This window comes from Sphingomonas sp. GC_Shp_5 (genome assembly GCF_026540855.1).
Lineage (GTDB): Bacteria > Pseudomonadota > Alphaproteobacteria > Sphingomonadales > Sphingomonadaceae > Sphingomonas.
Genome location: NZ_JALNUP010000008.1, coordinates 116868 through 137167, shown reverse-complemented (window position 1 = coordinate 137167; position 20300 = coordinate 116868). Strand labels below are relative to the sequence as shown.

At 67.5% G+C, this 20300-nt stretch carries 16 protein-coding genes; 9 read left to right on the top strand and 7 right to left on the bottom strand.

Annotation, left to right across the window (positions count from 1 at the left end; all coding sequences use genetic code 11):
* From OXR60_RS08630 to OXR60_RS08620, 3 genes are all read left to right on the top strand, one after another.
* Positions 1 to 903, top strand: a complete 903-nt coding sequence (locus tag OXR60_RS08630; RefSeq protein WP_267395464.1) for a flagellin — start codon at positions 1 to 3, stop codon at positions 901 to 903.
* A 228-nt stretch (positions 904 to 1131) separates the two neighbouring features.
* Complete coding sequence (gene motA / locus OXR60_RS08625; protein ID WP_267395463.1) at positions 1132 to 1995, top strand: flagellar motor stator protein MotA; 864 nt, start codon at positions 1132 to 1134, stop codon at positions 1993 to 1995.
* 16 nt (positions 1996 to 2011) lie between these two features.
* Positions 2012 to 2920 carry a flagellar motor protein MotB gene (locus OXR60_RS08620; RefSeq protein ID WP_267395461.1) on the top strand — a complete coding sequence of 303 codons (909 nt, stop codon included), beginning with the start codon at positions 2012 to 2014 and terminating at the stop codon, positions 2918 to 2920.
* Positions 2921 to 2980: 60 nt separating this feature from the next.
* Here OXR60_RS08620 and OXR60_RS08615 read toward each other — a convergent pair whose 3' ends face one another.
* Positions 2981 to 3481 (bottom strand): MucR family transcriptional regulator, encoded by a 501-nt coding sequence (locus OXR60_RS08615; protein WP_267395460.1) that lies wholly within the window; start codon positions 3479 to 3481, stop codon positions 2981 to 2983.
* A 284-nt stretch (positions 3482 to 3765) separates the two neighbouring features.
* On the opposite strand from OXR60_RS08615, the gene OXR60_RS08610 reads away from it, so the two are divergent.
* Entirely contained in the window at positions 3766 to 7026 is a 3261-nt protein-coding gene (locus OXR60_RS08610) for a PAS domain S-box protein (RefSeq protein ID WP_267395459.1), read from the top strand.
* Between the two features lie 186 nt (positions 7027 to 7212).
* Here the strand turns inward: OXR60_RS08610 and OXR60_RS08605 are convergent, their stop codons facing one another.
* Positions 7213 to 8301, bottom strand: a complete 1089-nt coding sequence (locus tag OXR60_RS08605; RefSeq protein ID WP_267395458.1) for a Gfo/Idh/MocA family oxidoreductase — start codon at positions 8299 to 8301, stop codon at positions 7213 to 7215.
* Positions 8302 to 8331: 30 nt separating this feature from the next.
* Here OXR60_RS08605 and OXR60_RS08600 point away from each other — a divergent pair, with 30 nt between their 5' ends.
* The 5 genes from OXR60_RS08600 (at position 8332) to OXR60_RS08580 (ending at position 15698) form a co-directional block, all read left to right on the top strand.
* On the top strand, positions 8332 to 9228 hold the full coding sequence (locus tag OXR60_RS08600) for an aldo/keto reductase (protein ID WP_267395457.1): 897 nt from the start codon (positions 8332 to 8334) through the stop codon (positions 9226 to 9228).
* Positions 9225 to 10316: an LLM class flavin-dependent oxidoreductase gene (locus OXR60_RS08595; RefSeq protein WP_267395455.1), complete on the top strand. Its 1092-nt coding sequence runs from the start codon at positions 9225 to 9227 to the stop codon at positions 10314 to 10316. Before OXR60_RS08600 ends, OXR60_RS08595 begins: the two co-directional genes overlap by 4 nt.
* A 120-nt stretch (positions 10317 to 10436) precedes the next feature.
* Positions 10437 to 11687 (top strand): MFS transporter, encoded by a 1251-nt coding sequence (locus OXR60_RS08590; protein WP_267395453.1) that lies wholly within the window; start codon positions 10437 to 10439, stop codon positions 11685 to 11687.
* Positions 11688 to 11772: 85 nt separating this feature from the next.
* Entirely contained in the window at positions 11773 to 14121 is a 2349-nt protein-coding gene (locus tag OXR60_RS08585; RefSeq protein ID WP_267395451.1) for a TonB-dependent receptor, read from the top strand.
* Between the two features lie 17 nt (positions 14122 to 14138).
* Complete coding sequence (locus tag OXR60_RS08580) at positions 14139 to 15698, top strand: sulfatase (RefSeq protein WP_267395450.1); 1560 nt, start codon at positions 14139 to 14141, stop codon at positions 15696 to 15698.
* 24 nt (positions 15699 to 15722) lie between these two features.
* Here OXR60_RS08580 and OXR60_RS19995 read toward each other — a convergent pair whose 3' ends face one another.
* From OXR60_RS19995 to OXR60_RS08555, 5 genes are all read right to left on the bottom strand, one after another.
* Positions 15723 to 16349 (bottom strand): cell wall hydrolase, encoded by a 627-nt coding sequence (locus OXR60_RS19995; protein WP_346015418.1) that lies wholly within the window; start codon positions 16347 to 16349, stop codon positions 15723 to 15725.
* A gap of 152 nt (positions 16350 to 16501) precedes the next feature.
* A complete protein-coding gene (locus tag OXR60_RS08570; RefSeq protein WP_267395449.1) occupies positions 16502 to 17116 on the bottom strand; it encodes a hypothetical protein in 615 nt (204 codons plus the stop codon).
* A gap of 13 nt (positions 17117 to 17129) precedes the next feature.
* Positions 17130 to 18278 carry a zinc-dependent alcohol dehydrogenase gene (locus tag OXR60_RS08565; protein WP_267395448.1) on the bottom strand — a complete coding sequence of 383 codons (1149 nt, stop codon included), beginning with the start codon at positions 18276 to 18278 and terminating at the stop codon, positions 17130 to 17132.
* A 261-nt stretch (positions 18279 to 18539) separates the two neighbouring features.
* The gene (locus OXR60_RS08560; protein WP_267395447.1) at positions 18540 to 18881 is read right to left on the bottom strand and encodes an SWIB/MDM2 domain-containing protein; all 342 of its coding nucleotides are present in this window, start codon (positions 18879 to 18881) and stop codon (positions 18540 to 18542) included.
* Positions 18882 to 19024: 143 nt separating this feature from the next.
* Complete coding sequence (locus OXR60_RS08555; RefSeq protein ID WP_267395446.1) at positions 19025 to 20224, bottom strand: DUF2252 family protein; 1200 nt, start codon at positions 20222 to 20224, stop codon at positions 19025 to 19027.
* Positions 20225 to 20300: the final 76 nt, after the last annotated feature.

The following is a 20300-nucleotide window of genomic DNA, read 5'->3' as shown; positions in this document are numbered from 1 at the left end:
ATGCAGATCTCCACCAGCCTGTTCTACGATTCGACGTCGCGTCGCCTGTCGGCGATGACGGAGAAGGCGACGCTGCTGCAGACCCAGATCGCGACCGGCAAGAAGGTGATCAACGCGTCCGACGATCCCGCCGCCGCGCAGCAGATCGCCGAGCTCAACCGCAAGGACGCCGACGCCGCCGTCTACGGCACCAATCTCACCACCGCCGATTCGCTGCTGACGCAGGCGGATAGCGTGCTCGGGCAGATCAACACCCAGCTGCAGCGCGCGGTGGAACTCACCACCCAGGCCGCGACCGGCACCCAGACCGATGCCAGCCGCAAGCTGATCGGCACCGAGCTCAGCTCGATCGTCGATTCGATCGTCAGCCTCGCCAACACCAAGAACGTGCGCGGCCAGCCGCTGTTCGGCACGCCTGATGGCACCGCCGCCGTGACCCGCGATGCCACCACCGGCGCGATCAGCTATGCCACCACCAACGTATCCGAAATCCCGATTGCTGATGGGCAGACGGTGCAGGCGACCGAAAGCGCCTCGCGGATCTTCGACATCGGCGGCGGCAAGGATACGCTGACCATGCTCAGCACGCTTGCCGCGGCGCTGACCGACGGCGGCGCCGGTGCGAGCGACACCATCTCCTCGTCGCTCGACGATCTCACCAAGGCGACCGATCAGGTCGCCAACGTCCAGGCCTCGGTCGGCGCGCGCGCCGCGCGGGTGGATCTGCAGCAGACGCTGCTGACCACCGCCAACACCGATCGCGAGGACCTGCGCTCGAGCCTCGAGGATGTCGACGTCACCGACGCGGTGGTGCAGCTCCAGCAGATGATGACGGCGCTGTCGGCGACCCAGGCGAGCTTCTCCAAGCTCTCCAGCCTGTCGCTGTTCGACTACATCAAGTAGCTCGGCCTTTCCGCCCACAACTGGCGCCGTCGGGCAAGCTCGGCCGGCGCCTTGTGCCGTTGCTCGAACCTGCCGCACGGCTTGTCGACGCAGCTGTTGCGCTGCGTTCGATACAGGCCGTCACATTCGGTCGAAACCGGCCCGAGCCGGTAACCACTTGTCCAGATAATCCGGTTAAGCCCGGGTTGAGCAAAGCCATCATCTGGCTGGCCTAACGGGGGTTTTTGCGTGTTTCCTGCGATCGGTCTGGTTGTTCTTCTCGCCATGGTGTTCGGCGGTTTCGCCATCACCGGCGGCGCGCTCGGCCCCGTCATGGAGGCTATCCCGCACGAGATGCTGATCATCGGCGGCGCCGCTGCCGGGGCGCTGATCATCGGCAATTCGGGCACCGAGCTGAAAGCAATGGGCAAGGGCCTGGGCAAGGTGTTCAAGGGCCCCAAGTATAAGAAGCAGGACTATCTCGACGTCATCTTCCTCGTCAGCAAGCTGATGAAGATGCTGCGGATGGACGGCCCGATCGCGCTCGAGCCGCATGTCGAGGATCCCAAATCGTCCGCGGTATTCGCCGAATATCCGCGCCTGCTCGCCGATTCGACGCTGATCAACCTGATCGCCGATACGCTGCGGCTGGTGGTCGTTTCGTCCGGCACGCTCGATGTCCATGCCGTCGAGGAAGTGATGGATCACTCGATCAAGACCCACCATCACGAGGTGGAAGGGCCGCACACCACGCTCAACAGCCTGGCCGATTCGCTGCCCGCGCTCGGCATCGTCGCCGCGGTGCTCGGCATCGTCAAGACGATGGGCTCGATCGACAAGCCGCCGGCGATTCTCGGCGGCATGATCGGCTCGGCGCTGGTCGGTACCTTCATGGGCGTGCTGCTCGCTTACGGCATCGTCTCGCCGCTCGCCGGCCGCCTCAAGCAGGTGATCGATGCCGACGGCGCAATCTATGACGTGGTCAAGCAGATCATCATCGCCTCGCTTCACGGCCACCCGCAGCCGCTGGTGATCGAGGCCGCGCGCTCCGGCATCGCCCACAAGAACCAGCCCGGCTTCGCCGAGGTGTTCGATGGCCTGCGCGGCAAGTAAGATGGGGGCTCGTTAAATGGCGCGCGCCGCTCCCCATGGGGCCAACCAGCCGCCCAAGATCGTCATCGTCAAGAAGATCATCCAGGGCGGCCATGCCGGCCATCACGGCGGCGCCTGGAAGGTCGCTTATGCCGATTTCGTGACGGCGATGATGGCCTTCTTCCTGCTGCTGTGGCTGCTCGGCGCCACCAACGAGAAGCAGCGCAAGGGCATCGCCGATTATTTCGCGCCGACTATCCTCGACAAGAAGTCGCTCGGCCTTGGCGGCAGCGGCGTGCTTGGCGGTGAGTCCGTGCTCAGCAACAACAAGCTTGGTCCCAAGGCGGCGAGCGCGCCGATCGCCTCGATGGGCATCCCCACCCAGAATGCCGGCGGCCAGCAGAGCGGCACCGGCGACAAGGGGTCGCTGCGCAATCCCAAGGCGTTCCAGGAAGCCGACATGAAGGCGTTCGGGGCGATCAGGCGCAAGCTCGAGGCGCAGATCGCGGGTTCGGCGCGATTGTCGAAGCTCGCGAGCCACGTGCGCTTCGTGCCGACCCAGGACGGGCTGCGGATCGATCTGGTCGACGATGCCGATTATTCGATGTTTGCGCTCGGCACCACCGCGCTGGATGGCCGTGCGTCCGAGCTGATCGGGATGATCGCCGGCACGATCGCCAACACGCCCAACACCATCATGATCCGCGGCCATACCGACAGCGTGCCTTATGGCGATCCGCGGGCGATGAACAATTGGATGCTATCGTCGGGCCGCGCCGAGGCGACGCGCCGCCGCCTGGCGTCGGGCGGTATCCCCGAGCAGCGGTTCGAGCGGATCGAAGGGGTGGCGGACCGCGAGCCGCTGATCACCAGCAACGCCATGGATCCGCGCAATCGCCGGGTCGCGATCACCTTGCTCTATCGCAAGGGCAGTTTCGGCAGCTGAGCGGCCGGCCGATCAGGCGATCAGGGGACCTGCCTCGCCGAGGCAGGTCCGATGACAGGATCAGGCTTCTTCACCCTCGCCCTTGCGGGCGCGGCGGGGGGCAGCAGCGGCGGCCGGCGCATCGGTCTTGGTCCGCGCGCCAGGCTTGCGGCCGAGACCGATCTTCTTGGCCATCGCGCGACGGCTCTCCGAATAGTTCTCGGCGACCATCGGATAGTCCGACTTCAGTCCATAACGGTCGCGATATTCCGCAGGCGTCATGCCATGAGTGGCGAGATGGCGGCGCAAGGTCTTGTACGGCTTGCCGTCGATCATCGAGATGATATGATCTTTGGATGCCAAGGATTTACGTACCGATACAGCGGGCGTGTACTCGGTAACAGGCTGCGCCTCCGGGGCCGCATCGGTGGCGCCAAGCAGCGCCGACACCGTGTCGTGCATCTTGCCGAGAAAGGCGGGAACCTCTTCGGCCGAAGTACGGGTGTTGGGGTTGCCGAGCCAAGCAATCGTCAATTCGGTTGCTAGCTCTACGGCGTTTAGGTCGGTGTTATCTTCAGTCATCGTTTGCTCCTTTGACCAGGGTCTGCCGTACGCGTCGATGACGTGACGTCAACCCCGCAGCAGGTCCATGGCTTTTCCAAAAATGGGCAAAGGGCGAGAAAGTTTGTCGATCCTAACCTAAGTAACTGGATAATCTTGCAGATCGCGCGTTCGATGTCTCATAGGCCGAGGATGGTGGGCGATGATCGAGCGGGGGCGGACGGAGTCGCCGAGCGCCAGTTGCAACCATTGCGCTATGGGAGCGTGCTGCAATCTCAGCCACAGCGGGCAATTAGTTGAGCATCATGACACACACCGACGATCGCGACGCGCAGCGGATGGCGGCGCTGGCGCGCTACCAGGTGATGGACAGCCCCCGCGAAGCGGCGTTCGACGAGATCGTCGAGCTGATCGCCGCGATCTGCGACGTGCCGATGGCCGTGGTCAATTTCATTGACGGCGATCGCCAGTTCTTCAAGGCGGAGGTCGGGCTGGGCGTCGACTGCACGCCGCTGGAAACCTCTTTCTGCGCCCATGCGCTGCTGCAGAACGATTTCCTGCTGGTGGCCGACACCAGCAACGATCCGCGCTTCGCCTGCAACCCGCTGGTCACCGGCGACCCGCACATCCGCTTCTATGCCGGCGCGTTGCTCAAGACCGCCGATGGCGTGCCGATCGGCACCTTGTGCGTGCTCGACCAGCAACCCCGGACGCTGACCGAGCTGCAGCAACGCGCGCTGCGGGTGCTCGCGCGGCAAGTGATGGCGCAGCTCGATCAGCGCCTGACCCTGCAGCGCACCGCGATCGCCGAGGCGCGGCAGCGCGCGATCGTCGACAGCGCGCGCGACTTCGCGATCGTCGCCACCGATCTCGACGGGATCATTGCCGAGTGGAGCCAGGGCGCCGAAGCGGTGCTCGGCTGGAGCGAGGCGGAAGCGGTCGGCGCCAGCGCCGCGCTGTTCTTCACCGAGGCCGATCGCGCGGCCGGTGTTCCTGCCAGCGAGATGCGCGCCGCGCGCGAGGAGGGCCGCGCGATCGACGAGCGCTGGCATCTGCGCAAGGACGGCGAGCAGTTCTGGGCAAGCGGCGAGATGGCGCCGCTCAACGACGAGGCGGGCCGCCACATCGGCTACGTCAAGATCCTGCGCGACCGCACCGAGCAGCATCTCGCCGGCCAGGCGCTCGAAGAGGCACGGCATAATCTCGGCCGCGCGCAGGCCGCCGGCGGCGTCGGCGTGTTCCACGTCGGGGCTGACGGCCTGCTCCACGCCACGCCCGAATTCTTCCGGCTGTACGGGCTCGAGGCAAGCGACGCCGTGCCCGCAGCGGTGTTCGAGGCGCTGATCATCCCCGAGGACCGGCATCTGATCTCCACCGCGGCGTCACGCGGGCAGGGAACGGTACCGCTCGACGTCGAATATCGGATCCGTCGCGCCGATACCGGCGAGCTGCGCTGGATCGCGCGCAAGGGCGAGATCCTGAGCGATGACGCGGGCGTGCCGGTGCGCTTCGCCGGCGTCGCGCGCGACATCACCGAGGCGCGCGTCGCGCGCGACGCGCTGGCGCGCAGCGAGGAACGCTATCGCGCGCTGTTCAACGCGATCGACGATGGCTTCTGCATCATCGAGTTCTTCGACGGTCCCGACGGCCCGCTCAGCGACTATGTCCATGTCGACGCCAATCCCGGCTACGAGCGCCACACCGGGATCGGCAACATCGTCGGCCGCACGGTGCGCGAGCTGGCGCCGACCGAGGCCGACGACTGGGTATCGGTCTATGGCGAGGTGCTGCGCACCGGCGAGCCGATCCGGTTCGAGCGCTGGTTCGAGGCGGCGGGGCGGCACATCGAAGTGTCCGCGGCGCGGGTCGAGCCCGCCAGCCGGCAGCAGGTGTCGGTGCTGTTCCGCAACGTCGAGGATCGCCGCCGGGCCGAGGCGCTGGCGCGCGAGAACATCGATCGCGTCCAGCTCGCGCTGTCGGCCGGCGCGATCGTCGGCACCTGGTTCTGGGATTTGCAGACCGACCGCTTCCGGGTGGACGAGGGCTTCGCGCGCGCCTTCGGGCTCGATCCCGCGCTGGGCCGCGAGGGGTTGAGCCTGCGCCAGGTGGTGGAGACGGTCCACCCCGACGACCAGGAAGGGCTGGCCGACGCGATCGCCGAGGTGATCGCGCGCGGCGGCGCCTATGCCCATCAATATCGCGTGCTCCGCCCGGACGGGCGCTATTACTGGATCGAGGCCAACGGCCGCGTCGATCATGCGCCGGACGGCACGCCGCTGATGTTCCCGGGCGTGCTGCTCGATGTCGAGGAGCGGCGCACCGTCGAGCGCGAGCGCGACCGGGCGACGACGGCGCTGCGCGCGCTCAACGAAACGCTCGAACAGCGCGTCGCCGAGCGCACCGCCGAGCTGATGCAGGCCGAAGAGGCGCTCCGCCAGGCGCAGAAGATGGAGAGCGTCGGCCAGCTCACCGGCGGCATCGCGCATGATTTCAACAACATGCTCACCGGGGTGATCGGCAGCCTCGATCTGATCCAGCGCAACCTTGCCAAGGGGCGAATGGAGCCGGTCCATCGCTATATCGAGGCGGCCAACACCTCGGCGCAGCGCGCGGCGGCGCTGACGGCGCGGCTGCTCGCCTTCGGGCGCCGCCAGTCGCTCGATCTCCAGCCCGCCGACGTCAACGCGCTGGTCGCCGGCATGGCGGACATGCTTCACCGCACGCTGGGCGAGCAGGTGTCGCTGGAGATCCACCCGGCCGCATCGCTCTGGGCGGCGCGCACCGACGCCAACCAGCTCGAAAGCGCCTTGCTCAACCTGTGCATCAACGCGCGCGACGCGATGCCGGGCGGCGGCAAGCTGATCATCGAGACCACCAACACCGTGCTCGACGAGCGCTATGTCCGCCTGCATCATGATCTCGACGCGGGCGATTACGTCGTGCTGTCGGTCACCGACACCGGCACCGGCATGGCCGCCGAGACGATCGAGAAGGTGTTCGAACCCTTCTTCACCACCAAGCCGGTGGGGCAGGGCACCGGCCTTGGCCTGTCGATGATCTACGGCTTCGCGCGCCAATCCGGCGGCCATGTCCGCATCTACAGCGAGCTCGGCCAGGGCACGACGGTGAAACTCTACCTGCCGCGCTTCAACGGCGATGTGGAGGCCAGGCTGATCGACGAAGGGGATGCGCCGCGGGGCGCCGGCGAGACGGTGCTGGTGGTGGAGGACGATCCGTCGGTGCGGATGACCGTGCTCGAGGTGCTGGGCGAGCTCGGCTATGGCGCGATCGAGGCGGTGGATGCGCCCTCGGCCATCCCGATCCTCAACTCTGACCGCGCAATCGACCTGCTCGTCACCGACGTCGGCCTTCCGGGCATGAACGGGCGGCAATTGGCCGAGGTGGCGCGCCAGTCGCGCCCCGATCTCAAGGTCCTGTTCGTCACCGGCTATGCGCAGAATGCCGCGGTGCGCAGCGGCTTCCTCGACGCGGGCATGGACATGATGACCAAGCCGTTCGCGATCGAGGCGCTGGCAACCAAGCTGCGCGAGATGCTGGGGGAGTGACGCGGTAGGGGTGGTGGTGGCCACGTCATCCCGCCATCCTGCGTCATTCCAGCCATGTTCCGTCATCCCAGCGAAGGCTGGGATCTCTTGCGGCTTCTGCCTGGCGCGCCACCACGAGATCCCAGCCTTCGCTGGGATGACAGATTTGGAGCAGCTGCCTCGCTCCTCGCCCCCTCAGCCTCTTGCTCAGAACCCCAGCTCACTCATCGTCACCACCCGGTGCTCGCGCGCGCTGATCTCCGCCGCGACGCCGATTGCGACCGCGCGCAGCCCGTCCTCGGCGGTCACCTGCACCGGCCCCTCGCCGCGTACCGCCGCGGCAAAGGCGAGATGCTGGTAATAGGTCGCGCCCTCGTGCGAGCCGGCGGCGTGGGCGGTCGCATCCACCGTCACCCGCGTCCGCTCGACCTGCTTGTCGCCGAGAAAGCCGACCCGCGGCGAGAACACCAGATCGCCCGGCGGGATCAGCACGTCGAGCCGCGCGGCATCGCCGGTCGCGCTCATCTCCTCCTGATGCTCCGCGCCATCGGCGAACATCGATAGATCGAGCATCGCGCGCACCCCGTTGGCGAAATCGACGGTGGTGAAGCTGTTGTCGATGATGTCGGGCCGCGCGCCATCGTAGCGTTCATCGAGATGGTTCACGTCCATCGCGCCCGAGCAATAGACGCGCACCGGCTCCGACTGGACGATCAGCCGCATCAGATCGAAGAAATGGCAGCATTTCTCCACCATCGTCCCCCCAGTATTGCGCGCGAACCGGTTCCAGTCGCCCACCTTGGCGAGGAACGGGAAGCGATGCTCGCGGATCGAGAGCATCTGCAGCCGTCCGATGCGGCCGCCATGGATCTGGTCGATGAAGGCGGCGGCGGGCGGCATGAAGCGATATTCCATCCCCGTCCAGAACGGCCGGTCGCGCGTGCCCGCCTGGGCGACGATCCAGCGCGCATCGTCCAGCGTTGTCGCCAGCGGCTTTTCGCACAGGATCGCGGCATCCATCCCGAACAACGGCTCGAGCACGGCGCGGTGGGTGTGGTTGGGCGAGGCGATCACGATCGCATCGACCTCGGGGTGACGGGCAAAGTCGGCGACATTGTCGTAGCTGGTGACCGCGGCAGCCTTGTCGGCCAGGGCATCGCGCGCCCAGCCGAGCGAGGTCGCGACCGGATCGGCGAGCGCCACCACCTCGGCGCCGGGGACGAGGGCGATGTTGCGGAGGTGCTCCACCCCCATCATCCCCGTTCCGACCACGCCATACCGTATCGCGGCTACCATCGCATCAGTCCCTATGCCATGTCGCCGACCATGACGACGATCCGCCTCTCACGCGAACCCCGCCCGCTCGGCAAGAGCGATCTCCTTGTCTCGCCCATAGCCTGGGGCATGTGGCGACTCGCCGGCGTCGACACGCCCGGCGTACGCGCGCTGATCGATGCGGCGTTGGAGGCGGGGATTTCCCTGTTCGACACCGCCGACATCTACGGCTGCGACGTCCCCGCCGGGTTCGGCTCGGCGGAAGTGCTGTTCGGCCAGGCGCTGGCCGAGGCGCCGGACCTGCGCTCGCACATGGTGATCGCCACCAAGGGCGGCATTCGCCCCGGCATTCCGTACAATTCCGGCACCGACTATCTTACCCGGGCGCTCGACGACTCGCTCACCCGCCTCCAGGTCGAGCAGGTCGACCTCTACCAGATCCATCGCCGCGATTTCCTCACCCACCCTCAGGAAGTCGCCGCCGCGCTCGATGCGATGGTCGCGTCCGGCAAGGTTCGCCATGTCGGCGTCTCCAACTACAGCCCCGCCGAGTTCGATGCGCTGCAGGCCTTCCTCGGTCGGTCGATCGTCAGCACCCAGCCCGAATTCTCGCCGCTGCACAGCGCGCCGCTGTTCGACGGCACGCTCGATCAGGCGATGCGGCTCGACGTTGCCGTGCTCGCCTGGTCGCCGCTCGGCGGTGGCCGGCTGGCCGATGGCAGCCACCCGGCGGCGCAGGCGCTCGCGGCGCACGGCCAGCATTACGAGGTCGATGCCGCCACCGCGGCGCTCGCCTGGGCGATGGCGCATCCGGCGAGGATCATCCCGATCGTCGGCTCGCAGACGCCCTCGCGCATCCGCGCCGCTGCGGATGCCTGCCGGGTCGAATGGACCCGCGCGCAATGGTATGAGGTGCTGCAGGCGGGCATGGGCGAGACGCTGCCATGACGACGCGGCCGCCCTGCGAGATCAGCTGGTTCTCGGCGCTGTGCGACGACGATTACGAGTTTCTCGGGCAGCCCGATGCCAGGCTGCAATCGAGCTGGGCGCATTGCCGCGACATCGTCCTGCAGGCCGAAACGGGCGGCTTCGACAATGTCCTGCTGCCTTCGGGCTATGCGCTTGGCATCGATACCACCGCCTTTGCCGCCGGCATGGCGCCGCTGCTGCGGCAGATGCGGATGCTGATGGCGGTGCGGATCGGCGAAAGCTGGCCGCCGCAGCTCGCGCGTCAGATCGCGACGATAGACCAGATGATGGGCGCGGGCCCCGGCGGGCTCGCCCGGCTGGCGATCAACATCATCTCGAGCGACCTGCCCGGCGAAACGCTGGCGAGCGGTCCGCGCTATGCCCGCACGCTCGAGGCAATGATCATCCTGCGCACCCTGCTCGACGGCCAGCCGCTCGATCATCAGGGCGAGTTCTGGCAGCTCAGGCTCGATCCGCCGCGAGTCGGGACCGTCTCGGGCCGCTGCCCACCGCTCTATTTCGGCGGCCTCTCGGATGCGGCGCGTGACGCCGCGGCTCAGGGCTGCGACGTCTATCTGATGTGGCCCGACACGATGGAGGGCGTGCGCGGCATCGTCGCCGACATGCGCGCTCGCGCCGCGGCTCATGGTCGCACCCTCAAGTTCGGCTATCGCGTCCACGTCATCGTCCGCGACACTGAGGAGGAGGCGCGCGCCGCCGCCGATCGGCTGCTGTCGAAGCTCGATGACGCCACCGGTGCCGCGATCCGGTCGCGCTCGCTCGATTCGCAGTCGGCCGGCGTTCGCCGCCAGGCCGAGCTGCGCGAAGAAGCTGCGCGCCAGGATGGCTATGCCGAGGCCAATCTATGGACCGGCATCGGCCGCGCCCGCTCGGGCTGCGGCGCCGCGATCGTCGGCAACCCCGATCAGGTGCTCGCCAAGCTCAACGCCTATCGCGCCGAGGGGATCGATGCCTTCATCCTCTCGGGCTATCCCCATGCCGCCGAGGCCGATCTGTTCGCGCGCCACGTGCTGCCGCGGATCGATCACGCGCCGCTCGCGGTGTGACCACCCCCGCCCGTTTCTCGCCGGCGCCGGGGAACCGGGCCTGCCACCGTGGCGTAGAAAAACTGCCTCGCCGGCAGGGGGCCGCGGCGGCCATGCGCACGGGATGAACGGACACACGCGTTGAGAACGGTCGCCCAGCTCAGTCCCCGCCACCGCGGGTTGCTGTTCGCGCTGGTGATCACCGCGGGCGTGCTCAACCTGGTCGATCGCCAGATCATCGCCGTGCTCAAGCCGGTGATCGCCGCCGATCTCGGCTGGAGCGACAATGATTATGGCACGCTCGCCGCCTGGTTCCAGACCGGCGCGGCGATCGGCTTCCTGTTCAGCGGCTGGATCGCCGACAAGCTCGGGGTCAAATGGGCCAATCCGCTCGGCGTCGCGGCGTGGAGCATCGCGGCGCTGCTCCACGGCTGGGCGCGGACCATGGTCGAGTTCACCGCGGTCCGCGTCGCGCTCGGCGCGACCGAGGCGATGGGCACGCCGACCGGCACCAAGACCGTCGCCGCGGTGCTCGCGGCGCGCTGGCGCTCGACCGGCTATGGCGCGAGCAACGCCGCGAGCAGCCTCGGCGCGATCCTCGCCCCGCTGGCGATCCCCGCCGCGGCGCTGACGCTCGGCTGGCGCGGTACCTTCGCCGCCGCGGGCGTGTTCGGGCTCGGCTGGGCGGCGGTGTGGCTGGTCACCGCGCGCGGGGTCGCCTTCACCGCCGCTCCCGCCACCGACGCCCCGCGCGCGATCGCCGATGGCCCGCTCCTGCGCGACCGGCGCACTTGGGCGGTCGCCGGCGCCAAGATCCTGTCGGACGCCACCTGGTGGCTGCTGCTGTTCTGGCTGCCCGATTTCTTCCACCGTCAGTTCGGCATCGCCGGGGTCGCCTTGGGCGTGCCGCTCGCGATCGCTTACGGCGGCGCGGCGATCGGCTCGCTGCTCGGCGGCAGCGTCTCCACCCGGCTGCTCGGGCGCGGCTACAGCGTCAACGCGGTGCGCAAGGGGATCATGCTCGCGGCCGCGCTCGCCGTGCTGCCGATCCCGCTGGCGTTGCTCACACACAGCTATCCGCTCGCCATCGCGCTGATGGCGCTCGCGCTCGCCGGTCACCAAGCTTTTTCCACCAATGTGTTCGCGATGATCGCCGATATCGTGCCGCAACGCCGCGTCGGCCGCGTCACCTCCTTCGGCTCCTTCTGCGGCAACGTCGGCGGAATCGGCATCGCCAAGGTCGCCGGCCTCACCCTCGCCGCCGGGCTGGGCTATCTGCCGCTGCTGCTGTTCGCGAGCCTTGCCTATCTTGCTGCCCTGGGCTGGATCCAGCTGCTGCTGCCGCGGCTGCGGCCGCTGCGCGACGACGCGGACGCTATCCGCGTGGTATAAAGCGGCGCTGTCGACCCGCCATCCGCTTCTTTATACCCGAGCAGGGGAGGGGGAATTAGAACCGGCGGCGAGATAGGGGAATTCGATGACTGCCACACGCCTGTTCGCGTTGCTTGCGACCACCAGCATGATTGCCGCCGCGCCGGCGCTGGCGCAGGACGCGCCCGCGGGCCAGGCGGAGGCCACCCAACCGCCTTCGACCCAGCCGCCCTCCACCCAACAGGCGCCGGCGGCAAACACCGCGGCCGACGGCGACATCGTCGTCACCGCGCGGTTCCGCAACGAATCGCTCCAGCAGGTGCCGATCGCGATCACCGCGGTCAGCGGCACCTCGCTCGCCGAGCGCCAGCTCAACAACGTCGAGGCGATCAGCGCCTCGATCCCCTCGGTCGGTTTCCGCAGCGGCGCGTCCAACAAGGACCGCACGATCTTCATCCGCGGCATCGGCACCATCACCACCTCGCCCGGGGTCGAGCCGTCGGTCTCCACTGTGCTCGACGGCGTGGTGCTCAGCCGCCCCGGCCAGTCGACGCTCGATCTCGGCGAGGTCGAGCGGGTTGAGGTGCTGCGCGGGCCACAGGGCACGTTGTTCGGCAAGAACGCCTCGGCCGGCGTGGTCAACATCGTCACCCGCAACCCCACCGATGAATTCCACGCGTTCGGCGAGGCCGGCGCCACCACCGACGAAGAATATCGGATCAAGGCCGGCGTCTCCGGCGCGCTGATCCCGGGCAAGCTGCAGGCGCTGATCGGCGGGCTGTACAGCGACTGGAACGGCAACATCCGCAACGTCACCACCGATCACGACGTCAACGGCTCGCGCCGCTACGGCGTGCGTGCCAAGATCGTCGCGACCCCGTTCGATGCGCTGAAGCTCACCGCGATCGGCGATTATCTCAACACCTATGAGACCACCACCGGCACCTTCGCCTCGACCGCGCAGATCGCCTTCCCGACCGGCGTGATCACCAATTCCGCGCCGCTCGCCGCCGTGCTGGCGGGGGCGGGGGTGACGGCCTCGCCATCCAACCGGCTCACTGCCACCAATATCGACGTCAACGTCCATGACGAGAATTACGGCGGCTCGCTGACCGGCGAGCTGTCGCTCGGCGGCTATACCGTCACCTCGATCACTGCCTGGCGCCAGTGGCTCAACCACCAGCAGCAGGATTACGATGGCCTGCCGACGCTCACCACCGGCTTCCCGGCGGGGCTCGATGATGGCACCGTCAACAGCAAGCAATTCTCGCAGGAACTGCGCCTCGCCTCGCCACGCGGCGGGCTGATCGATTATGTGGTCGGGGCCTATTATCTCCACGGCACGACCGACGAGCGCTACCAGCGCGCGATCACCACGCTCGCCGGCACCACCCAGACGTCGACCACCGGCGTTGCCAATTATGGCGTGACCGACAATAATTATGCGCTGTTCGGCGAGGCGAACATCAACTTCACCAAGGCGTTCCGCGCCATCGCCGGCTACCGCTCGACGTGGGACGACCTGTCCTATTATCACGTCCGCACCTCGAGCAACGATCCCACCAACAGTGGTGCGACGGCGCTCGATCGGCCGGGCATCCGCGCCTATCACAACACCAGCGGCAGCACCGATCGTCGCGGTGACAGCTATCGTCTCGGCCTGCAGCTCGATCTCGGCGCCAATGTGCAGACCTATTTCACCTATTCGCGCGGCTATAAGGGGCCAGCGTACAACGTCTATTTCAACATGCGCTCGCTCAACGCCACCACCCCGCTCGACGAGGTGCCGCTGAGCCCAGAAACGTCCAATTCCTATGAGGTCGGCCTCAAGGGCAGCACCGCGGATCGCGCGCTGAGCTACAGCCTCGCCGTCTATACGACGACCTTCGACGGCTATCAGGCGAACTTCAACGATGTTGTCGGCGGCGCTCAGGTATCGCGGCTGATCAACGCCGGTTCGGTGCGCTCGCGCGGCGTCGAAGCGGATGTCACGCTGCGCCCCACCAAGGGCTTCACCATCGATCTGTCCGGCGCCTACACCGATGCCGAGGTGCGCAATTTCCTGTGCCCCGCCGGCGCGCCGGTGAGCTGCAACATCAACGGCCAGCCGCTGCCTTACGCCCCCAAGGTCAAGCTCTACGAGAATGCCGCCTATCGCTTCCCAGTGACGGACAGCCTGTCGCTGGAGCTGCAGAGCGACGTCAGCTTCAGCAGCAAGGTGCAATATTCGCTGAGCGAGACGCCCAACACGGTGCAGCCTGCCTATGCGATCTGGAACGCCAGTGTCGCGGTGATCCGGCCCGGCGACGGCTGGCAGCTGCGCGCCTATGTGAAGAACATCGCCAACACCTCCTACGCGAGCTTCCTCACGCCCGGTACCTTCGCGGGCACCGTCCGCTTCGTGCCGCGTGACGACAGGCGCTATGCCGGGCTGCTGCTGCGCAAGGACTTCTGAAGGATGCAGGGCGAGCCATGACAGACCAGATCGATCGCCGCGGCGTCTTGCTCGCGGGCACCGGCGGCGCCTTCGGCCTGTACTCGGGGGCGGCCGGTGCCGCAGCGGTGGCGAAGCCCACGTCGCTCAAGCTGCCTCACCTCGCCACCACCCGCCGCAAGAACATCCTGTTCGTGCTCACCGACGACCATCGCTACGACGCGATGGGGTTCCTCAAGCCGCAAAGCTTCGGCAAGACGCCGACGCTCGATCGGCTGGCACGAGAAGGCGCCCATTTCCGCAACGCCTTCGTGACGACGGCGCTCTGCTCGCCCAGCCGCGCCTCGATCCTCACCGGCCTCTATGCCCACCAGCACCGCGTGGTCGACAACAACCACCCGATCCCGCCGGGGCTGACCTTCTATCCCGAATATCTCCAGGCGGCCGGCTATGAGACCGCGTCCATCGGCAAATGGCACATGGGCGAGGAAGGCGATGCGCCGCAGCCGGGGTTCGACCGCTGGGTGAGCTTCAAGGGGCAGGGGACCTACCTGCCGAGCGCCGACGGGCTCAATGTCGATGGCCGGCACGTGCTGCAGAAGGGTTATATCACCGACGAACTGACCGATTATGCGATCGACTGGCTCGCGCAGCGTGACGGCAAGCGGCCGTGGATGATGCACCTCGCGCACAAGGCGGTGCACGCCGAATTCATCCCCGCCGCGCGCCACGCCGGCCGCTATGCCAAGGAAACCTTCCGCTACCCCGCGAGCATGAAGGCCGATGTCGCCGGTCGGCCGATGTGGGTCGAGAACCAGCGCAACAGCTGGCACGGCGTCGACTATCCCTATCATGGCACGCTCGACATCGGCGACTATTACAAGCGCTACATGGAGACGCTGCTTGCGGTCGACGAAGGCCTCGCGCGGATCCTCGATCTGCTTGAGCAGCGTGGCGAGCTCGATGACACGCTGATCGTCTACATGGGCGACAATGGCTTCATGTTCGGCGAGCACGGGCTGATCGACAAGCGCGCCGCTTACGAGGAATCGATGCGGGTGCCGTTGCTGGCGCGCTGCCCGTCGCTGTTCCCGGCGGGATCGGTGATCGAGCAGGTGGTGGCGAACATCGACATCGCGCCGACGATGCTGGCGGCGGCCGGATTGAAGGCGCCGGCGACCATGGCGGGCGCCAACATGCTGCCGCTTGCCACGCCGGGGGCGACGCCATGGCGCCAAGAACTGCTCTACGAATATTATTGGGAACGGAATTTCCCGCAAACCCCCACCGTCCACGCGCTGCGTGAGAATCGCTACAAATACATGCACTTCCACGGCATCTGGGATCTCGACGAGCTCTACGATCTTGCCGCGGACCCGCATGAGAGCGACAATCTGCTCGCGACACCCGGGCACGAAGAGCTGGCCGCGCGGTTGAGCACCAAGCTGTTCGAGCTGCTCAAGGCGTCGGACGGCATGCAGATCCCGCTGAGCGTCGATGCCGGCGATCCCAACCAGCTACGCTCCGCCAAGGGCAGCGCGCAGGCGCCATTCCCGCCCCGCTTCTTCCGCCCGCCGACCCCGCCCAAGGTAGGCTGACGCTGCCGCGATCGTCTTGGTCGCTCAGGAGCCGCCCGGCGCCGCCGCCGGGGCGGCCGGATGCGACGCGGGGCGCTGGTAGAAGATGTGCGAGTCGATCTGCGCGACCTTGTCGAGCGACGGGCGCCAATAGGGCACCATCCAGTCGGTGTGGTAATGTGTCGCCTGTCCTACCGGCGCATAGACATAGCCGTTGATCGCGCGCCGTGCCGCCTGGCGCGCCTGGGTCCAGCCGTCATGCTCGGGACGCCGCGCCAACGAGCCGTCGCAGGTGAAGGAGAATTGGCAGCCGGTGGTGCGGTCAGAACCCTGATAGACCACGCCGCACACCGTCTTGGGAAAGCCTGGGCTGCGGACGCGGTTGAGCACCACCTGGATCACCGCGCGTTGGCCGTCCCGATCGTCGCCCGCCTCATATTTGGCGACGAGCGCGAGGCACTCGATCGCCTGTTCGCGTGACGCGTGGCCGCCGTCGAACCGGAAGCGCTTCGCCGGCGTGAGCGCATCGGCGACGATCGGCACCAGGGCGTTGGATGCGCGCGCCTCCGCCATGGTCAGCGGGCGGTGGCGTTCGGCGGTATGCGGCGACCATGGCAGGCGGGTGATCGAGCCTGCGACCAGCGCGGCGGCGATCGTCGCCCCGAGCAGCAACAGCCAATGCTCGGATGATGCTCGCCCGCGCGCGCGGCGATGGCGGCCTCGGGGGCGGGAGTGTCGCGAACGTGCCGGGGCCATGGGGCCGCCGATGTAGCGCGTCGTCGCGCGCGACGCGACTCGCCCGCCGCCCCCGCCCGCCGCTACGCTCAGCGGCCAGGCAAGGTGGTCGGGGTCGTCCGGCCGCGCGCGGCGCCGCGCAACCGTTCGCTGAGCGCGGTCTCGCTGACCCCGCGGGTCGTGGTCGGGCCGCGGAGCAGCGGCTGCGGGGCCTCGACCGTCGCGGGCTGCCTGCGGCGGAGCAGCAGATAGGCGCCGAGCGACACCGCAGCGGCGACGCCGATCTTCTTTGCGAGCCCCTGCTTGTTATGCTGCCACTCGGCCCGGATGCCCATTTCGGCGGGGATGTTGGGCAGCGTTCCGCCGGCGAGATCCTCCACCACGCCTTCCACCACGTTGATCCGGTCCGCACCCATCAGCAGCAGCCAATGCCACCAGTCGGATTCGCTGCGCCGGAACGCATAGCGGCGGATCATGCCGCTCAGCCCTTTGGGCGGCGTCGAGGTGCCGACCACCGCGGGCAGCCGGTTGTATTCGATCGAGCGCAGGATCTCGACATCGGGCTGCTGCAGCGCCGGGCGCTCCCAGCTCATCCCGCGGGTCTGGTCCTCGATATGCCGCATCGGATAGGTCGGGTTGTTGCCCGCGTCGGCGTCGACGCCCCAGCCGGGGACGGCGGCGGGATCGACCAGTTGGTTGCTCATGGTCGTTGCTCCTTCAAGCGCCGTTGGGCAGCAGCACCGGCTTGATGCAGCCGTCGAGCTTTGCCGAGAACAGATGATAGGCGTCGGCGATATCGGCGAGCGGCACGCGGTGAGTGATCATCGCCTTGGGGTTGATGTGGCCGGCCTTGATGTGATCGATCAGGCGCGGCAGCAGGCGCTTCACCGAGGCCTGGTTGGCGCGGATGGTGATGCCCTTGTTGACGACGTTGCCGATCGGGATGATGTTGCCGGTCGGGCCGTAGACGCCGACGATCGAGACGATCCCGCCCTTCTTCACCGAGTTGATCGCCCAGTGGAGCGCGATCGCGTTGCCGGCCTCGAGCTTGAGCTTGGTGCCGATCAGCGTCTGGAGGGCACTCCCGGCGGCATCGCCGCCGACCGCGTCGATGCACACGTCGGGGCCGAGCGCATCGGTCTGCTTCTTGAGGAACACGACCATGTCGTCGATCTCGCGGAAGTTGTAGACCTCGGCCGGGCCGAAGGTCCGCGCGAACTCGAGCCGATAATCGATATGGTCAATCACAATTACCCGGCCGGCGCCGAACAGCCAGGCCGAGCGCGCCGCCATCAGCCCCACCGGGCCGGCGCCGAACACCACCACCGTGTCGCCGCGCTGGATGCCGCCCATCTCGGCCGCCTGATAGCCGGTCGGCACGACGTCGGTAAGCAGCACCGCATCGTCATGGTCCATCCAGTCGGGGATCACCATCGGCCCGACATCGGCATAGGGCACGCGCACATATTGCGCCTGGCCGCCGTCATAGCCGCCCGCGGTGTGCGAATAGCCGAAGATGCCGCCCACCGCGGTCGCCTGCGCGTTCGATTCATGGCAGTTGCCGAACAGGCCCTGCTGGCAGAAATGACATTTGCCGCAGGCGATGTTGAACGGCACCAGCACGTGATCGCCGGGCTTGAGGTTGCGCACCTCGGCGCCGACCTGTTCGACGATGCCGCAGAACTCGTGGCCGAAGGTCGTCCCCACCCGCGTATCGGGCACCATGCCGTGGTATAGATGCAGGTCGGAGCCGCAGATGCACGAGCGCGTCACGCGGATGATGGCATCTTCGGGATGCTGCACCGTGGGCATCGGCTTCGCCTCCACCCGAACGCGATAGGGCCCTCGGTAATTCATCGCCAGCATGCGTGCCGCTCCCTGATCATGACGGCCACGCAGCGACGACAAGCGCTTTGTCGCCGGCCACGGCCCTGCCTGTGTCCTACAAGCACCAGAGTCGGGCGGAGTTCCTGAGGTTGCCGTAGGTTAGCACGGTTTGGCGACCGCTGCGGGAAGCGGTGAATAGTACTCACGACAGCGGGCGCCGAGCTGTTGCCCGGCGCCCTGCGGCCGCAATAGGCGCCACGCGCCCCGCCATCGTCCCGCCTTGCGGCGGGGCGAAGGTGATCAGTCCTTCTTGGCGGTGAGATGCGCGCTGAGATACTTGTTCATCTCGAACATGCTCGCCGACTTCTTGCCAAAGATCTTCTCGAGATTGTCGTCCGCGTTGATCTGGCGGCGGTCCTTGGCGTCCTGCAGGTCATGCTTCTTGATGTATTCCCACACCTTCTTCACGACCTCGCTGCGCGGCAGGTCCTTCTTGCCGACGATTTCGGAAAGCTCGGCCGATGGCGTCACTGGTGCGGTGATGCCGCCGCGGGCCCCGGCGGCGGGCTTGCCGGTCGCCTTGACCTTCTTCTCCGCCGCGGCGGTCTCGTCCTTGCCGCGCTTTTCCGCTGATCGTGCCATTGTTCGCTCCACCTTTGCTTGGCCCAACCCATGGATCGGGCCCCATGCGCTCTATCAGCGCCCCGGCTATATCGACCCAGCACCCATTCGGTTCCGCTTTGCCCCCGAGTGGCGCGGTTGCCGTTCGATCAACGCGGTAGAGATCAGGCCGCGGCGCTGGCCAGCGCATAGCGGCGGCAGTGATCGAGATAGCCTGCCTCATGGCTGCCGGCGAGCGAGACCACGCTCTCCCACAGCCAAGTCGGGGCATCGATGAGGCCGCGGCGATCGGTGTCCAGCACCGCGGCCCAGGCGCGGCGATCGCTGTCGTCCATCTGCCGGGCGTGCGCCTTGCCGACCACGAAGGCGAGATAGCGCGCGGCGCGCACCGCCTGCTTCTCGCTGAACTGATCGATCTCGAGCTTGAGATCCTGCGGGGCGAGCTCGCGGATGAACAATGACCGGTCGAGCATCTTCACCGCCATCATCCGCTCGCCAAGATGCGGCGACAGCGCTCGCGCCGCCGCGACCACGCGTTCGGCGCCGTCAGTGGGCATGTCGGCGCCCTTGGCGCTCGGTGCGATCGGCGCCACCGCCTGCTTGAGATCGATCAGTGCGTAATCGGATCTGCCCTTGGCATTCTCGAGCCGGGCGATCGCGGCATAGCGTAGCAGCCCGAGCGAGCTGCACCCCTTCATCCAATAGGCCGCGTCGGCGAGGCGGACAGTGCGGGATGCGTCCTTGTGATCGAGTGACAGGATCATCCTGCCAACCTCGGCGTCCGCGAAGATCGCGCCGAGCTGCTCGCGCTCGTCCTCGCTCAGTGCCCAGAACTTGCGGCCGATCTTGATCCGCGGATCGACGGCGTCCAACCGCTCGCGCGCCAGGTGGCGCCAGCGCCGGCCGAGCGCGCGTCGGCGCACCGCCCTGACGGCGTCGGGTTCGGGCCCGGTGCCGCCGTCCGGATCGATCATCGCCGCGGCATAGCCGTCGACCATCTCCTCGATCATGTGCGCGGTGGTGACGCCGGGCAGATCCGAGCCGCGCGCCGCGGTCGCCAGCGACAGGCCGAGCCGGATGAGATCATGCGCCGGATTGCCGATCACGGCCTGATCGAGGTCGCGGATCTGGATCTCGACCCGGCCGTCGCCATCCGCCAGCGGCCCGAGATTGCCGAGGTGGCAATCGCCGCAGATCCAGATCGGTGGCCCCTCCGGCACCCGGCGCGCCGCCGGTGAGGCGGCTAGCCACTGGTAGAACAGGGCAGTGTTGCCGCGCACATAGGCGTGGGCTGATCTTGCCATCTTGAGGGTACGGTTGGCTTCGAGCACGGAAGAACGATCGGCGATGGTCGGGCTGGGCACGATTGGGGGGTACTCTGATGATGAGCAACAACAACGCACACCCTCGGGTTTTGTGACGAACCATTGCTCGGAATAG

Excerpts from the sequence above, each read along its gene's own strand:
- OXR60_RS08560 (WP_267395447.1), bottom strand. The coding sequence starts at position 18,881 with ATGGCACGATCAGCGGAAAAGCGCGGCAAGGACGAGACCGCCGCGGCG.
- OXR60_RS08620 (WP_267395461.1), top strand. The coding sequence starts at position 2,012 with ATGGCGCGCGCCGCTCCCCATGGGGCCAACCAGCCGCCCAAGATCGTC.
- OXR60_RS08600 (WP_267395457.1), top strand. The coding sequence starts at position 8,332 with ATGACGACGATCCGCCTCTCACGCGAACCCCGCCCGCTCGGCAAGAGC.
- OXR60_RS08565 (WP_267395448.1), bottom strand. The coding sequence starts at position 18,278 with ATGCTGGCGATGAATTACCGAGGGCCCTATCGCGTTCGGGTGGAGGCG.
- OXR60_RS08580 (WP_267395450.1), top strand. The coding sequence starts at position 14,139 with ATGACAGACCAGATCGATCGCCGCGGCGTCTTGCTCGCGGGCACCGGC.
- OXR60_RS08570 (WP_267395449.1), bottom strand. The coding sequence starts at position 17,116 with ATGAGCAACCAACTGGTCGATCCCGCCGCCGTCCCCGGCTGGGGCGTC.
- OXR60_RS08610 (WP_267395459.1), top strand. The coding sequence starts at position 3,766 with ATGACACACACCGACGATCGCGACGCGCAGCGGATGGCGGCGCTGGCG.
- OXR60_RS08605 (WP_267395458.1), bottom strand. The coding sequence starts at position 8,301 with ATGGTAGCCGCGATACGGTATGGCGTGGTCGGAACGGGGATGATGGGG.
- OXR60_RS08595 (WP_267395455.1), top strand. The coding sequence starts at position 9,225 with ATGACGACGCGGCCGCCCTGCGAGATCAGCTGGTTCTCGGCGCTGTGC.
- OXR60_RS08615 (WP_267395460.1), bottom strand. The coding sequence starts at position 3,481 with ATGACTGAAGATAACACCGACCTAAACGCCGTAGAGCTAGCAACCGAA.
- OXR60_RS08630 (WP_267395464.1), top strand. The coding sequence starts at position 1 with ATGCAGATCTCCACCAGCCTGTTCTACGATTCGACGTCGCGTCGCCTG.
- OXR60_RS08585 (WP_267395451.1), top strand. The coding sequence starts at position 11,773 with ATGACTGCCACACGCCTGTTCGCGTTGCTTGCGACCACCAGCATGATT.